A 13,936-nucleotide genomic window follows, 5' to 3' on the forward strand; every position below is an offset into this window, starting at 1 on the left:
AGGCATACGACGCTGCGGCGCGCGTCACGGTTCAACGCGGCGGGAGTTCTTGTTACGGGCGCGTCATCCGCAGGACATCCAGGGCCTCGTCCAACTGCTCCAGGGTGAGGTCACCGCGCTCCACGTACCCGCCCTCCAGCACGACCTCCCGGATGGTCTTCCGCTCCGCCAGGGACTTCTTGGCGACCTTCGCGGCCTCTTCGTAGCCGATGTACTTGTTGAGCGGGGTCACCACGGAGGGGGACGACTCGGCGTATTCGCGGGCCCGTTCGCGGTCGGCCTCGATGCCGTCGACGGTCCGGTCGGCCAGCAGCCGCGAGACGTTCGCGAGCAGCCGGACGGATTCGAGGACGTTCTTCGCGATGACCGGGAGCATGACGTTCAGCTCGAAGTTCCCGGAGGCGCCGGCGGTCGCGATGGCGGCGTCGTTGCCGATCACTTGCGCCGCGACCATCAGCACGGCCTCCGGGATCACCGGGTTGACCTTGCCCGGCATGATCGACGACCCCGGCTGGAGGTCGGGCAGCCGGATCTCGGCGAGCCCGGTACGCGGCCCGGACGCCATCCACCTCAGATCATTGGCGATCTTCGTGAGCCCCACCGCGATGGTCCGCAGCTGCCCGCTGGTCTCCACGATCCCGTCCCGGGCACCCTGCGCCTCGAAGTGGTCCCGGGCCTCGGTGAGAGGCAGACCGGTGGCTCGGCCGACCTCCTTGATCACGGCGGCGGAGAAACCGGGGGGCGTGTTGATCCCGGTCCCGACGGCGGTACCGCCCAACGGCAGCTCGGCGAGCCGGGGGAGAGACGCGTTCAGCCGCTCGACGCCGTACCGCACCTGGGCCGCGTACCCGCCGAACTCCTGCCCCAGCGTCACGGGTGTGGCGTCCATGAGGTGGGTCCGCCCGGACTTCACGACATCGGCGAACTCCTCGGACTTGCGGGTGAGGGAGTCGGCGAGATGGTCGAGGGCAGGGATCAGGTCGCGGGTGACGGCGGCGGTGGCGGCGATGTGGAGGGACGAGGGGAACACGTCGTTGGACGACTGGGAGGCGTTGACGTGGTCGTTGGGGTGGACGTCCCGCCCGAGCCGCTCACTCGCCAGCGTGGCGATGACCTCGTTGGTGTTCATGTTGGACGAGGTGCCCGACCCGGTCTGGAACACGTCGATGGGGAAGTGCTCGTCCCACTTGCCCTCGGCGACCTCGGCGGCCGCCTCCTGGATGGCCTCGGCGACGTCCTTGTCGACCACTCCGAGCTGCGCGTTCACCTGGGCGGCGGCGCCCTTGATGCGCGCGAGGGCCTCGATGTGGGCGCGTTCGAGACGCTGGCCGGAGATGGGGAAGTTCTCGACGGCACGCTGGGTCTGGGCGCGCCACTTGGCGTCTGCGGGGACGCGTACCTCGCCCATGGAGTCGTGCTCGATGCGGTAGTCGCTCATGGCAGTTACAGCGATCCGGAGCACCGCATTGTTCCCGAGCGTTACGCTGAGTGAGGCAACGGCGCCGTCCTGGGCACAGGCCGGGGGTCCAGGGGGCGGAGCCCCCTGGAACGGCCACCGGGACTAGGCCAGCCCGGGCCCCCGCACCGGAATCGACGTGAACGTCGGCTGCGGCGCCGGGTCCTGGAAGAAGTCGTTGCCCTTGTTCGTCCGACGGCACCACTCAGCCCGTCCGGCGTTTGAGGACGAGGCCCGTTCGGGGCCGATCGGCGGTCTGGGGGCGGAGCCCCCAGGGCCGGGGGCGAAGGGGCAGCGCCCCTGGGGATGGGACGGGTAGGGGCGGCGGGGGCGAGATCCATCCCCCGCCGCACCAGAGGCACTACGCCAGCCCGGGGCCCCGTACGGGAATCGAAGTGAACGTCGGAGCCGGGGCGGGATCCTGGAAGAAGTCGTTGCCCTTGTCGTCCACGACGACGAACGCCGGGAAGTCCTCGACCTCGATCTTCCAGACGGCCTCCATGCCGAGTTCCTCGTACTCCACGACCTCGACCTTCTTGATGCAGTCCTGGGCGAGCCGCGCGGCCGGGCCGCCGATGGAGCCGAGGTAGAAGCCGCCGTGGGTGCCGCAGGCGTCGGTGACCTGCTTGCTGCGGTTGCCCTTCGCCAGCATCACCTTCGAACCGCCCGCCGCCTGGAACTGCTCCACGTAGGAGTCCATGCGGCCGGCCGTGGTCGGGCCGAAGGAACCGGAGGCGTACCCCTCGGGGGTCTTGGCCGGACCCGCGTAGTACACCGGGTGGTCCTTCAGGTACTGCGGCATCTCCTCGCCCGCGTCCAGCCGCTCCTTGATCTTGGCGTGCGCGATGTCACGGGCCACGACCAGCGGGCCGGTGAGGGAGAGGCGGGTCTTGACCGGGTACTTGGTCAGCTCGGCGAGGATCGTCTCCATCGGCTGGTTGAGGTCGATGCGGACCACGTCCTCGTCGGAGGACTCCAGGTGCTCGTCCGTCGTCTCCGGCAGGAACCGCGCCGGGTCCTTCTCCAGCTGCTCCAGGAAGACGCCCTCGGCGGTGATCTTCGCGACGGCCTGGCGGTCGGCCGAGCAGGAGACGGCGATGGCGACCGGGCAGGAGGCGCCGTGGCGGGGCAGGCGGATGACCCGTACGTCGTGGCAGAAGTACTTGCCGCCGAACTGTGCGCCGATGCCGATCTTCTGCGTCAGCTCGAAGACCTTCTCCTCCAGCTCCTTGTCCCGGAAGCCGTGGCCGAGCGGCGAGCCCTCGGTGGGGGCGTCGTCCAGGTAGTGCGCGGAGGCGTACTTCGCGGTCTTCAGCGCGTACTCGGCGCTCGTGCCGCCGACGGTGATCGCCAGGTGGTACGGCGGGCAGGCGGCCGTACCGAGCGAGCGGATCTTCTCCTCCAGGAACTTCATCATGGAGGCCTCGTTCAGGACGGCCTTCGTCTCCTGGTAGAGGAAGGACTTGTTGGCGGAGCCGCCGCCCTTCGCCATGAACAGGAACTTGTAGGCGCCGCCGTCGGTCGCGTACAGCTCGATCTGTGCCGGGAGGTTGGAGCCGGTGTTCCTCTCCTCCCACATGGTGAGCGGAGCCATCTGCGAATAGCGCAGGTTCAGCTTGGTGTAGGCGTCGTAGATGCCGTGCGACAGGTGCTTGGCGTCCTCACCTTCGGTGAGGACGTTCTGCCCGCGCTTGCCCATGACGATCGCCGTGCCGGTGTCCTGGCACATCGGGAGCACACCGGCCGCCGCGATGTTGGCGTTCTTCAGCAGGTCGAGCGCGACGAACTTGTCGTTGCCGGACGCCTCCGGGTCGTCGATGATGCGCCGCAGCTGAGCCAGGTGTGCGGGCCGCAGGTAGTGCTGGATGTCGTGGATGGCCTCCTCGGCCAGCTTGCGCAGCGCCTCCGGCTCCACCTTGAGGAATGTCCGCCCGTCGGGCCCCTCCACGGTCGAGACGCCCTCGGACGTCACCAGCCGGTACGGGGTGGTGTCCTCACCCTGGGGGAGCAGATCGGTGTATGCGAACTCAGGCATCTCAGCCCATTCCTCACTCTGACGGACGGCCGCCCGCCGACGCTGGCGGGCCTCACCAGCGTAGAACCTGCCGCCGGCACGGAACCTGTGAGGTAAGGCTCAGTTGCCGGACACGCCAGGCGCCCCGCCCCCTAGTCGCGATCTATCGCGTTTCGGTACGCTGCTGTCGTGGACCTTCACAAGCATGCCCAGCCGCAGGACAGCGCGCCGCACGTGGCCAAGCTGCGCGCCTCGGACGCCGACCGTGACCGTGTCGCCGACATCCTCCACGAGGCCCTGGCCGAGGGCCGGCTGACCGCCGACGAGCACGCCGAGCGGGTGGAGGGGGTGCTGAGCGCCAAGACGGTCGGTGAGCTGGAGGTCTTCATCCGGGACCTGCCGGCCGCCCAGCGTCCGAACCCCGCCTACACGGCCGTCCCGTCCCGGCCCACGCCCGGGGCGATCCCGGTCGAGGCCGACGCCAACGTGGTGGCCGTCTTCAGCAGCGCGGTGCGCCGGGGCCGCTGGCGCGCGGGGCGCCGGCTGCACGCCTACTCGGTCTTCGGCAGCGTCGAGATCGACCTCAGCGAAGCGATCTTCGAGTACCAGCAGGTCGTCATCAAGGCCGTCTCGGTCTTCGGGGACATCCAGATCCGCGTCCCGGAGAACGTGTCGCTGCGCGGCACCGGCGGCGGCGTGCTGGGCAACTTCGAGGTCGACACGCTGGATTCGGTCGACTCCCAGGCGCCTGTGGTCTACGTCGACGGGTGGGCCGTACTCGGCAACGTCGAGGCGCGGCCCAGGCGGGGCAAGCTCGTGGCGGACATCCTCGAGCGCGTGCAGGACAAGGTCGACAGGAAGTTGCGCAAACACCTGGACCGTTGACGGTCGCGAATCCGCCCGTGACCGGAGGGCCGCGAGCCGGCCGCGGCGGGCGCCGAGGGGCGCGAACAAGCCGCCGCGCGCCTGCGGTTGGAAACTCTGTGCATAGGCGCGCGCACAGCGGGTAGGCCTTGCTGCGTCGTCGCTCACTCGCGAAGCCGTCGTCAGGAGTAGACCGTGCTGCAACCGCCGCATTCGTCCCTGCAGGTAGCTGCCGTTCCGGCCCAGCGGGTGCCAGTGCGAGACAGGGACCAAGACGCACCCTGGCACACCGAGGCGGTGTGCCGGCGCGATGAGGCCGGCCTGTTCTTCGCCCCGTCCAAGGAGCCGACGGCCGCCCGCCTGTCCCGTGAGGAAGCGGCCAAGCGTGTCTGTGCGCGCTGCCCCGTCATGGTCGAGTGCCGCGAACACGCCCTCCTCCAGCCCGAACCGTACGGCGTCTGGGGCGGCCTCACGGCAGCAGAACGCCGAGTGGTCCTGGCCAGGCGCCGCAGGCGCGAGGTGGAACTGAAGAAGGCGGCACGCGCGACGGCCAACCGCATAGCGGGTTGACTGCAAGTGAGGAAGCGCCCCCTCCGCACAGGGGGCGCTTCCTCACCTCAGGAGCGCGGGGAACTGCGCCTCCTCTGATCAGGCGCTACTTGGCCCGGTCGAAGTCAATCGCGCTGTAAGCCCGCAGCTTGCTCAAACGGTGCTCGGAGTCGATCCGCCGCACCGTCCCCGACTTCGACCGCATCACGATCGAGTCGGTGGTCGCGGTCTCCGACCGGTACCGAACCCCGCGCAGCAGCTCACCGTCGGTGATACCCGTGGCGACGAAGAACACGTTCTCCCCGGTCACCAGGTCCTCGGTCGTCAGCACCCGGTCCAGATCGTGCCCGGCGTCGATCGCCCGGGCCCGCTCCTCGTCGTCCTTGGGCCACAGCTTGCCCTGGATGGTGCCGCCGAGGCACTTCACGGCACAGGCCGAGATGATGCCCTCCGGCGTACCGCCGATGCCGAGCAGCAGGTCGATGCCCGTGCCCTCGCGCAGCGCCAGGATCGAGCCGGCCACGTCGCCGTCGGTGATCAGCTTGATGCGCGCGCCGGCCTCCCGGACCTCCTTGATGATGCCCTCGTGCCGCGGCCGGTCGAGGATGACGACCGTGACGTCCTCCGGCGCGGACCGCTTGGCCTTGGCGATCCGCCGGATGTTGACGGCCACGGGCGCGTCGATGTCGACGAAGTCCGCGGCCTCGGGGCCGGTGACCAGCTTGTCCATGTAGAACACGGCGGACGGGTCGAACATGGCGCCGCGCTCGGTGGCGGCGAGGACGGCGATGGCGTTGGGCATGCCCTTGGCCGTCAGCGTGGTGCCGTCGATCGGGTCGACGGCGATGTCGACCTCGGGCCCGGTGCCGTCGCCCACGCGCTCTCCGTTGAAGAGCATCGGGGCCTCGTCCTTCTCGCCCTCACCGATGACGACGACGCCGTTCATCGACACGGTGGAGACGAGGGTCCGCATGGCACGCACGGCGGCGCCGTCGGCGCCGTTCTTGTCGCCGCGCCCGACCCAGCGGCCCGCGGCCATCGCCGCAGCTTCGGTCACCCGGACGAGTTCCAGGGCGAGGTTGCGGTCGGGGGCCTCGGAGGGGACATCCAGTTCGGACGGCAAATGATGATGCTCGGTCATCGGAGCGCACCTTTCTGATACGACGACGGCCGGATGAGGGTGTGCCTCCGACTCTATCGTTAGGCAGACAAAATGAGCAGGGGACCCCACGGATGAGCGCTCCGGGCACCTGCGACGATAGAGGGCGTGGCAGGTTCGAACGGCAAGCAGAAGACGGTCCGGGACATGATCCTCTCCCTGGGCCTCATCGGGTTGGCGGCGGGGTTCATCTATCTCCTCGTCCCGCACAACGATCACGCTCCCGACCTCAAGCGGGTCGACTACCGGGTCGAGCTGCTGACGGCACGGCGTGCGGCGAGCTACCCGGTGGCCGCTCCGGAAGGCCTGCCGGGGCCCTGGAAGGCGACCTCGGTGCGCTTCCAGGGCGAGAATTCCGACCGCTGGCACCTCGGCTTCCAGGACCCCGAGGGTCAGTACGTGCAGGTCGAGCAGTCCACGCAGAAGCGCGCCGACTTCATCGAGCAGGCCAGCCAGGGCGCCTCGGCGACGAAGCGGACCGAGAAGATCGGCGACCACACCTGGACCCGCTACACCGGCGGCCACTACGACGCCCTGGTCCTGCAGGACACCCCGGGCTCCACGACGGTGGTGGCCGGTACGGCCTCCTTCGACCAGCTGACGAAGATGGCGGCGGCGCTGAAGATGCGGTGAGCGCCCCTGCGCACCTGCACGCGCACAGGAAAGAGGCCCCCGGCGGTGCTGGGGGCCTCTCGTCGTACTCGGCGGCTCAGACGGTCGTGACGACGTCGTCGTACGCCAGGCGCGGGGAGCGCGGGTACCAGGCGTCCGGGCCCGGCCGGCCGATGTTGACGACCATCAGCGGGGTGTGGTCGTCGTCCAGGAACTCCTTGCGGACGCCCTCGAAGTCGAGGCCGGTCATCGGGCCGGCGGCCAGGCCCGCGGCGCGGACGCCGACGATGAAGTACGCGGCCTGGAGGGCGGCGTTCAGCGCGGCGGCACCCTCACGGGCCGGGCGCTCGCTGAAGAACAGGTCCTTGGCCTGGGGGAAGGCCGGGAACAGGGCCGGCAGCTCCTCGTGGAACTCGTTGTCCGCGGAGAGGATCGCGACCAGCGGGGCGGCGGCGGTCTTCGCCTGGTTGCCCTCGGCCATGTGCTTCACCAGGCGCTCGCGGGCCTCGGGGGAGCGGACCAGGGTGATGCGCAGCGGGGTCTGGTTGAAGGCGGTGGGGCCGTACTTGACCAGATCGTAGATCGCCTGGACCTGCTCGTCGGTCACCGGCTCGTCGGTGAAGGTGTTCGCGGTGCGGGCCTCGCGGAACAGCAGGTCCTGGGCGGCGGGGTCAAGAACGAGAGACATGCGTCGACTTCCTCGGGTGCGCGTCCGGTCCGGGGGCCGGACCGGCTGACGGCACGACGATACGTCAGCACAAGTTCAACCTTCAACGAAATTCGGGCCGTGGTGATCTGCTTCACAGCCCTCCGGGTGATGCCTACCCGGCGTCCTCTTCCTCGGCGAGCGCCGCGTCCAGCCGGGCCCGGGCGCCCTCCAGCCAGCGCCGGCACACCTTGGCCAGCTCCTCACCGCGCTCCCACAGCGCCAGGGACTCCTCCAGCGTCGTACCACCGGCCTCCAGCCGCCGTACGACCTCGATCAACTCGTCCCGCGCCTGCTCGTACGAGAGCGCCTCATCCGTCTTGCTGGTCATCCACCCACCCTAGATATCGACTCGAACAGTGAACTCGCCCTCGGCGACCCGCGCCCGCAGCGCCTCGCCCTGCGCGACCTCCTCCGGGTCCCGCACCACGTGTCCGTCGGCCTTCTGGAGCACCGCGTATCCGCGCTTGAGCGTGGCGGCGGGGGAGAGGGCCACCACGCGCGCGTGCGTGTGCGACAGCTCCGAGTCGGCGCGGTCGAGGAGGTGGCCGAGGGTGCGCCGGCCGCGGTCCAGCAGGGACGCGACCTGGTCCGCGCGCTCATCGATCATCCGGTGCGGATCCTCCATCGAGGGCCGGGCCAGCGCATGCGCAAGCCCCCGCTCCTCCCGCTCCACGAACGCGCTCACGCACCGCCGGGCCCGGTCCCGCAGCATCCGCACCCGCTCGAACTCCTCGCCCACGTCCGGGACGACCTTCTTGGCCGCGTCGGTCGGCGTGGAGGCGCGCAGGTCGGCGACATGGTCGAGCAGCGGATTGTCCGGCTCGTGCCCGATGGCGGACACGACGGGCGTACGGCACTGAGCCACCGCCCGTACGAGCTGCTCGTCGGAGAAGGGCAGCAGGTCCTCCACGCTGCCGCCGCCCCGGGCGACGACGATGACGTCCACGTCCTCCATCCCGTCCAGCTCCTTGACGGCTTGCACGACCTGCGGGACGGCGTGCACGCCCTGCACGGCGACGTTGCGCACCTCGAAGCGGACGGCGGGCCAGCGGTGGCGGGCGTTCTCCAGCACGTCCCGCTCCGCGGCGGAGGCACGGCCGCAGACCAGGCCGATCAGCTGGGGCAGGAAGGGCAGCGGCTTCTTCCGCTCCGGCGCGAACAGCCCCTCGGCCGCGAGCGCCTTCTTCAGCTGCTCGAGCCGGGCCAGCAGCTCGCCCACCCCGACCGGCCTTATCTCGGCGGCCCGCAGCGACAGCTGCCCGCGCGGCGCGTACCACTCCGGCTTGGCGAGCACGACGACCCGCGCGCCCTCGCCGACGACATCGGCCACGGCGTCGAACACCTGCCGGTAACAGGTCACGCTGACGGAGATGTCGTACGAGGGATCCCGCAGGGTCAGGAACACGACCCCGGCCCCCGGCCGCCGCGACAACTGCGTGATCTGCCCTTCGACCCACACCGCACCCAGCCGGTCGATCCACCCTCCGATCAGCCGGGAGACCTCACCCACGGGGAGGGGCGCTTCGGGCGACGTGTTCACAGCCATGCGGCGAGCGTAGTGGCCGCTACCGACATTTCCCCCGGAGGAGAGGGGCAGGCGATCTCAGGCCCGCCGGACGCGGCCTTACGATGGGTCGCATGACCGCTTCGCCTGGCCGCCGTGTCCTGCTCGCCGCCCCCCGGGGCTACTGCGCCGGTGTGGACCGCGCCGTGATCGCCGTCGAGAAAGCCCTGGAACAGTACGGCGCCCCGATCTACGTCCGGCACGAGATCGTCCACAACAAGTACGTCGTGCAGACCCTGGAGAAAAAGGGCGCGATCTTCGTCGAGCGGACGGAGGAGGTGCCGCCGGGCAACATCGTGATGTTCTCCGCGCACGGCGTCGCCCCGGTCGTGCACGAGGAGGCCAGGCAGGGCCGCCTCGCCACCATCGACGCGACCTGCCCGCTGGTCACCAAGGTCCACAAGGAAGCCGTCCGGTACGCGGACGAGGACTACGACATCCTCCTGATCGGGCACGAGGGTCACGAGGAGGTCATCGGCACCTCCGGCGAGGCCCCCGACCACATCCAGCTGGTCGACGGCCCCGAGGACGTCGCCAAGGTCGAGGTCCGCGACCAGTCGAAGGTCGTCTGGCTGTCCCAGACCACCCTCTCCGTGGACGAGACCATGGAGACCGTCGACGCCCTGAAGACGAAGTTCCCGGGCCTCGTCTCCCCGCCCAGCGACGACATCTGCTACGCCACCCAGAACCGCCAGCTCGCCGTGAAGCAGATGGGCGCCGAGGCCGAGCTGGTCATCGTGGTCGGCTCGCGCAACTCCTCCAACTCCAAGCGGCTGGTCGAGGTCGCCAAGCTCGCCGGGTCCCGCGAGGCCTACCTGGTGGACTTCGCCAGCGAGATCGAGGAGGCCTGGCTGGAGGGCGTCACCACGGTCGGCGTCACCTCCGGCGCCTCCGTGCCCGAGGTCCTGGTCGAGCAGGTCCTCGAGTGGCTCGCCGAGCGCGGCTACGGCGATGTCGAGCTCGTCAAGGCGGCCGAGGAGTCCATCACCTTCTCGCTGCCCAAGGAACTCCGCCGTGACCTGCGCGACGAGGCCGCGGCCCTGGTCGCCGAGCGCGGCGGATCGGGTACGTCGGACGCGTGAGCCTCCGTAGGGCCGGGGCGTGACTGTCAGTCGTCCGTCGTAACGTGGAGCCATGCAGATCTTCGGCGTGGACATCGGCGGATCCGGGATCAAGGGTGCCCCTGTGGACCTGGACAAGGGCGACCTGGCCCAGGAGCGGTGCAAGGTCCTCACCCCGCACCCGGCGACGCCCGACGGCGTGGCCGACGGCGTGAAGCAGGTCATCGACCACTTCGGCTGGACGGGTCCGGTGGGCCTGACCTTCCCCGGAGTGGTCACCGGCGGCGCCACGGTCCGTACGGCGGCGAACGTCGACAAGAGCTGGATCGACACGGACGCGCGCGCGTTGTTCGGCGGGCGGCTGGGCGGTCTGCCGGTGACCGTGGTCAACGACGCGGACGCGGCCGGCGTCGCCGAGATGCAGTTCGGCGCCGGTCAGGGCCGCCGCGGCACGGTCATCCTGCTCACCTTCGGCACCGGCATCGGCAGCGCCCTCTTCGTGGACGGCGCCCTCGTGCCCAACACCGAACTGGGCCATCTGGAACTGGGCGGCCACGACGCGGAGAAGCGCGCCTCCAGCAAGGCCAAGGAGGACGGCGAGATGACGTGGGAGCACTGGGCCCGCCGCGTCCAGAAGTACCTCGCCCATGTCGAGATGCTGTTCTCGCCCGAGCTGTTCATCATCGGCGGCGGAGTGAGCCGCAAGGCGGACAAGTTCCTGCACTTCATCGAGGGCATCAAGGCCGAGATCGTGCCCGCCCAGCTGCAGAACAACGCGGGGATCGTCGGGGCCGCGATGCGCGCGGCGCAGACACAGCCGTAGGACGCGGGGGCCCCGGCCGCCGGTCAGCTGCGGCGCCGGCGGCTCCGTACCCACCGCACCCGGCGTACGAGCACGATCACCCCGGCGATCAGCGTCCCCCCGTACAGCCAGCCCGCCTGCGTGGCGAGCCCGGTGACCAGCCCCATCAGCCGGCCGAGCAGCCCCCCGCTGCCGTCGGCGACGGGGAAGAGGCCCACGGCGAAGGCGATCGGCACGACCACGGGAGCGGTGAGCAGGTCGCCCCCGCGCACCCACAGCGCGGTCAGCACGGCCACCGGCACGAACAGCACCCCGTACAGCGTCAGGGACCCCCCGAACAGCAGCTGGTCCAGGAAGCCGAGCAGGACCATCACGGTCACGCAGAACAGCCCCCCGCCGAGCCCGGTGAGCCGGGGCCCCGGAATCCCTCCCTGCGACACCGGCCGCGCGGCCCGCTCCGCCCCCGGTGCGGGCCTGCGCTCACCCGTCTGCCGCCGTGCCTGCGGCGGCAGTGGCGCGGGCGGCGCGCCCCGTCGCCGTCCGCCGTTCGGGGGTCGCGTCCTGCGTTGCTCCATTGGACCAACTTAGGTCTGCTTATGTGCCCAATCGGCCCTCAGACACGCCGGTGGGAAGAGCTTGGCCGACCGTTCGACGCTCCCGCGGGCCCGCTGTCCCGGACGCCGTAAACTGGGGGACCGGTCAGTGTCGGTCTCTGGCCCCTGGCACCCCCTGGCCCACTCATCTACGGGAAGTCGCAACGTGTCGCTCACGATCGGAATCGTCGGCCTGCCCAATGTCGGCAAGTCGACCCTTTTCAACGCCCTGACCAAGAACGACGTGCTGGCGGCCAACTACCCGTTCGCCACGATCGAGCCGAACGTCGGCGTGGTCGGCGTCCCCGACGTCCGCCTCGCCCAGCTGGCGTCGATCTTCAAGTCGGAGCGTATCCTTCCGGCCACGGTCGACTTCGTCGACATCGCGGGCATCGTGCGGGGCGCCTCCGAGGGTGAGGGCCTGGGCAACAAGTTCCTCGCGAACATCCGCGAGTCCGATGCGATCTGCCAGGTGATCCGCGCCTTCAAGGACGAGAACGTCGTGCACGTCGACGGCAAGGTCTCGCCGAAGGACGACATCGAGACGATCAACACCGAGCTGATCCTGGCCGACCTCCAGACGATCGAAAAGGTCCTTCCCCGGCTCCAGAAGGAGTCGCGGATCAAGAAGGACATCGCGCCGAAGGTCAAGGCGGTCGAGGAGGCCAAGGAGATCCTGGAGAAGGGCGACACGCTCTTCGCGCACGGCATCGTCCAGGGCACCGAGCGCAACGAGCTGCTGCACGACCTGCACCTGCTCACCACCAAGCCGTTCCTCTACGTCTTCAACGTCGACGAGGACGAACTGATCGACGAGGGCTTCAAGAACGAGCAGCGCGCCCTGGTCGCCCCTGCCGAGGCGATCTTCCTGAACGCCAAGCTGGAACAGGACCTCGCCGAGCTGGACGAGGAGGAGGCCCTGGAACTGCTGGAGTCCGTCGGCCAGCACGAGCCGGGCCTGGCCACCCTCGCCCGCGTCGGCTTCAACACCCTCGGCCTCCAGACGTACCTCACGGCCGGCCCGAAGGAATCCCGCGCCTGGACCATCAAGAAGGGCGCCACCGCCCCCGAGGCGGCCGGCGTGATCCACACCGACTTCCAGAAGGGCTTCATCAAGGCCGAGGTCATCTCCTTCGCCGACCTGCTCGAATCCGGCTCGGTCGCCGAGGCCCGCGCCAAGGGCAGGGCCCGTATGGAAGGCAAGGAGTATGTGATGCAGGACGGGGATGTGGTGGAGTTCCGGTTCAACGTGTAGCTAGCGACTTACCGCAGTGCTGCTGATCTAGCAAATCTGCAGGTCAGAAGGGGTCCGACTCTTGGGAGTCGGACCCCTGGTTATTTCCCGTGCTGGGATGGTGCTGGGAAACCTGACCTCTTGTCATCTGTCATCACCCCTGCTCTCCCCTGTCGTGCAGGGATACAGGCTTCTGTGCTGCCGTCCGCACCTTCGCCCCATCGCCGGGTTCGCGACGCACAATCCCCGCGAGGCCCCGTCGGGCGCAGCGTAACCGACAATTACCGATGGTAAACATTCTTCACGTAATTGGATGACTCTTCTGGGTTGCACGCTCTGAGATCTTCCTGGACCGCCATGCTTTGTCAGGGACGGATCGTGGAGATTGGAGCACGAATCATGTCGGATGTCTTCGATTGCATCGAACGGAAAGCTCGTGAGATTTTCGGGGAGGTGCCAGTTTGCGTGCATGTTGGGGACGTTGACGAGTGTGACATCAAGCGCCATCCCACTTATCCGAAATTTCGTGCCGAAGCGATCTCGGCGGGAGTGCGTTCAGCTCCAACTTCCCGTCTATGGGAGTCCTTGATTGCCATGGGGCGGTGAAAGCGGCCTTCGGGGTGGCCTATCAGTACAGGAGTGCAGCCTCGTCGGAGTACGCGATGGGCGACGTCGAGGAACTGGTGCAGCCGGAAAATTGGACCCAAGGCTCCGCGCCGAGGGCGTCGTCGATCATTGATGTCAGTAGCATCCGTGACGTAGGCGTCGCAGAACAGATCAGGGGTGAGCGCCTCGGGGCGCTGTTTCAGGGGCTGGGGTGCTTCGACGCCGTGCGGGGCTTCCACGATGAACTTCGCACCGGCCGTCGTTCGGGGTCGGTCTGTCGGGCGCTGAGTGCCTCAAAGTTGCCGCGCTCCCAGATTTCCAACCCGAACCTCTACTACTATGCCTCGGACCTGTACCCCTCGTTCATCGGGATTCAGGAGGCGGCCGGAGTGATGGGAATCTCAAATTCGGCAGCACATCGGCTCGTTAGGGTGGGGCAGTTTCCTTTCCCTGTGGCGAGGGCGGGACGAAGCTACAAGGTTTCCGTCAAGGCCCTCATGCACTTCAAAGATATTCCGGACGCTATCGTCCATGTCGACGACATCGAGAATGGCGCCCTCCATGCGAGCGGTGGCGCAAATTAGCCCATTCCTCGTATGGCTGCATCGTGGTCGTTTGTGCGGTGTTTGCAGGTGTGCCGTGTGGGGCTGAAGCGGCTAGTGCCGTAGCGATGCTTCCCGGCTCGTTCACCGTGCACGAGGGGGCGTCACTAA

General features: G+C 68.9%; 14 protein-coding genes. 7 read left to right on the top strand and 7 right to left on the bottom strand.

Features of this window, described 5'->3' with window-relative positions:
* Window positions 1–52 precede the first annotated feature (52 nt).
* Both AQI88_RS23535 and AQI88_RS23540 read right to left on the bottom strand, forming a co-directional pair.
* A complete protein-coding gene (locus tag AQI88_RS23535; RefSeq protein WP_067002684.1) occupies window positions 53–1,438 on the bottom strand; it encodes a class II fumarate hydratase in 1,386 nt (461 codons plus the stop codon).
* A 379-nt stretch (window positions 1,439–1,817) separates the two neighbouring features.
* The gene (locus AQI88_RS23540) at window positions 1,818–3,491 is read right to left on the bottom strand and encodes a fumarate hydratase (RefSeq protein WP_067002686.1); all 1,674 of its coding nucleotides are present in this window, start codon (window positions 3,489–3,491) and stop codon (window positions 1,818–1,820) included.
* Between the two features lie 168 nt (window positions 3,492–3,659).
* On the opposite strand from AQI88_RS23540, the gene AQI88_RS23545 reads away from it, so the two are divergent.
* A complete protein-coding gene (locus tag AQI88_RS23545) occupies window positions 3,660–4,355 on the top strand; it encodes a DUF1707 SHOCT-like domain-containing protein (protein WP_067002688.1) in 696 nt (231 codons plus the stop codon).
* A 174-nt stretch (window positions 4,356–4,529) separates the two neighbouring features.
* On the top strand, window positions 4,530–4,904 hold the full coding sequence (locus AQI88_RS23550) for a WhiB family transcriptional regulator (RefSeq protein WP_079057750.1): 375 nt from the start codon (window positions 4,530–4,532) through the stop codon (window positions 4,902–4,904).
* An 85-nt stretch (window positions 4,905–4,989) separates the two neighbouring features.
* Here AQI88_RS23550 and glpX read toward each other — a convergent pair whose 3' ends face one another.
* Window positions 4,990–6,024 carry a class II fructose-bisphosphatase gene (glpX, locus tag AQI88_RS23555; RefSeq protein ID WP_067002692.1) on the bottom strand — a complete coding sequence of 345 codons (1,035 nt, stop codon included), beginning with the start codon at window positions 6,022–6,024 and terminating at the stop codon, window positions 4,990–4,992.
* 126 nt (window positions 6,025–6,150) lie between these two features.
* Between glpX and AQI88_RS23560 the strand changes: the two genes are divergently transcribed.
* Complete coding sequence (locus AQI88_RS23560) at window positions 6,151–6,675, top strand: DUF4245 domain-containing protein (protein ID WP_067002694.1); 525 nt, start codon at window positions 6,151–6,153, stop codon at window positions 6,673–6,675.
* A gap of 76 nt (window positions 6,676–6,751) precedes the next feature.
* Here AQI88_RS23560 and AQI88_RS23565 read toward each other — a convergent pair whose 3' ends face one another.
* The 3 genes from AQI88_RS23565 to xseA form a co-directional block, all read right to left on the bottom strand.
* Window positions 6,752–7,342, bottom strand: a complete 591-nt coding sequence (locus tag AQI88_RS23565; RefSeq protein ID WP_067002695.1) for a malonic semialdehyde reductase — start codon at window positions 7,340–7,342, stop codon at window positions 6,752–6,754.
* A 133-nt stretch (window positions 7,343–7,475) separates the two neighbouring features.
* A complete protein-coding gene (locus tag AQI88_RS23570; protein WP_067002697.1) occupies window positions 7,476–7,691 on the bottom strand; it encodes an exodeoxyribonuclease VII small subunit in 216 nt (71 codons plus the stop codon).
* Window positions 7,692–7,700: 9 nt separating this feature from the next.
* Window positions 7,701–8,909, bottom strand: a complete 1,209-nt coding sequence (xseA, locus tag AQI88_RS23575; RefSeq protein WP_067002698.1) for an exodeoxyribonuclease VII large subunit — start codon at window positions 8,907–8,909, stop codon at window positions 7,701–7,703.
* An 83-nt stretch (window positions 8,910–8,992) separates the two neighbouring features.
* On the opposite strand from xseA, the gene AQI88_RS23580 reads away from it, so the two are divergent.
* Window positions 8,993–10,009, top strand: a complete 1,017-nt coding sequence (locus AQI88_RS23580; RefSeq protein ID WP_107118642.1) for a 4-hydroxy-3-methylbut-2-enyl diphosphate reductase — start codon at window positions 8,993–8,995, stop codon at window positions 10,007–10,009.
* Between the two features lie 52 nt (window positions 10,010–10,061).
* Window positions 10,062–10,811 carry a polyphosphate--glucose phosphotransferase gene (gene ppgK, locus AQI88_RS23585; RefSeq protein ID WP_067002703.1) on the top strand — a complete coding sequence of 250 codons (750 nt, stop codon included), beginning with the start codon at window positions 10,062–10,064 and terminating at the stop codon, window positions 10,809–10,811.
* 23 nt (window positions 10,812–10,834) lie between these two features.
* Here the strand turns inward: ppgK and AQI88_RS49100 are convergent, their stop codons facing one another.
* A complete protein-coding gene (locus tag AQI88_RS49100) occupies window positions 10,835–11,161 on the bottom strand; it encodes a DUF6542 domain-containing protein (RefSeq protein WP_425264575.1) in 327 nt (108 codons plus the stop codon).
* Between the two features lie 388 nt (window positions 11,162–11,549).
* On the opposite strand from AQI88_RS49100, the gene ychF reads away from it, so the two are divergent.
* Window positions 11,550–12,638: a redox-regulated ATPase YchF gene (ychF, locus tag AQI88_RS23595; RefSeq protein WP_067002711.1), complete on the top strand. Its 1,089-nt coding sequence runs from the start codon at window positions 11,550–11,552 to the stop codon at window positions 12,636–12,638.
* A gap of 581 nt (window positions 12,639–13,219) precedes the next feature.
* The gene (locus tag AQI88_RS43440; RefSeq protein WP_079057751.1) at window positions 13,220–13,807 is read left to right on the top strand and encodes a helix-turn-helix transcriptional regulator; all 588 of its coding nucleotides are present in this window, start codon (window positions 13,220–13,222) and stop codon (window positions 13,805–13,807) included.
* Window positions 13,808–13,936 lie beyond the last annotated feature (129 nt).

Source organism: Streptomyces cellostaticus (genome assembly GCF_001513965.1).
GTDB classification, from domain to species: Bacteria; Actinomycetota; Actinomycetes; order Streptomycetales; family Streptomycetaceae; genus Streptomyces; species Streptomyces cellostaticus.

Coding starts and splice junctions, on each gene's coding strand:
- AQI88_RS23570 (WP_067002697.1), bottom strand. CDS start 7,691: ATGACCAGCAAGACGGATGAGGCGCTCTCGTACGAGCAGGCGCGGGAC.
- xseA (WP_067002698.1), bottom strand. CDS start 8,909: ATGGCTGTGAACACGTCGCCCGAAGCGCCCCTCCCCGTGGGTGAGGTC.
- AQI88_RS23580 (WP_107118642.1), top strand. CDS start 8,993: ATGGGTCGCATGACCGCTTCGCCTGGCCGCCGTGTCCTGCTCGCCGCC.
- AQI88_RS23540 (WP_067002686.1), bottom strand. CDS start 3,491: ATGCCTGAGTTCGCATACACCGATCTGCTCCCCCAGGGTGAGGACACC.
- AQI88_RS23535 (WP_067002684.1), bottom strand. CDS start 1,438: ATGAGCGACTACCGCATCGAGCACGACTCCATGGGCGAGGTACGCGTC.
- ppgK (WP_067002703.1), top strand. CDS start 10,062: ATGCAGATCTTCGGCGTGGACATCGGCGGATCCGGGATCAAGGGTGCC.
- glpX (WP_067002692.1), bottom strand. CDS start 6,024: ATGACCGAGCATCATCATTTGCCGTCCGAACTGGATGTCCCCTCCGAG.
- AQI88_RS23565 (WP_067002695.1), bottom strand. CDS start 7,342: ATGTCTCTCGTTCTTGACCCCGCCGCCCAGGACCTGCTGTTCCGCGAG.
- AQI88_RS49100 (WP_425264575.1), bottom strand. CDS start 11,161: ATGGTCCTGCTCGGCTTCCTGGACCAGCTGCTGTTCGGGGGGTCCCTG.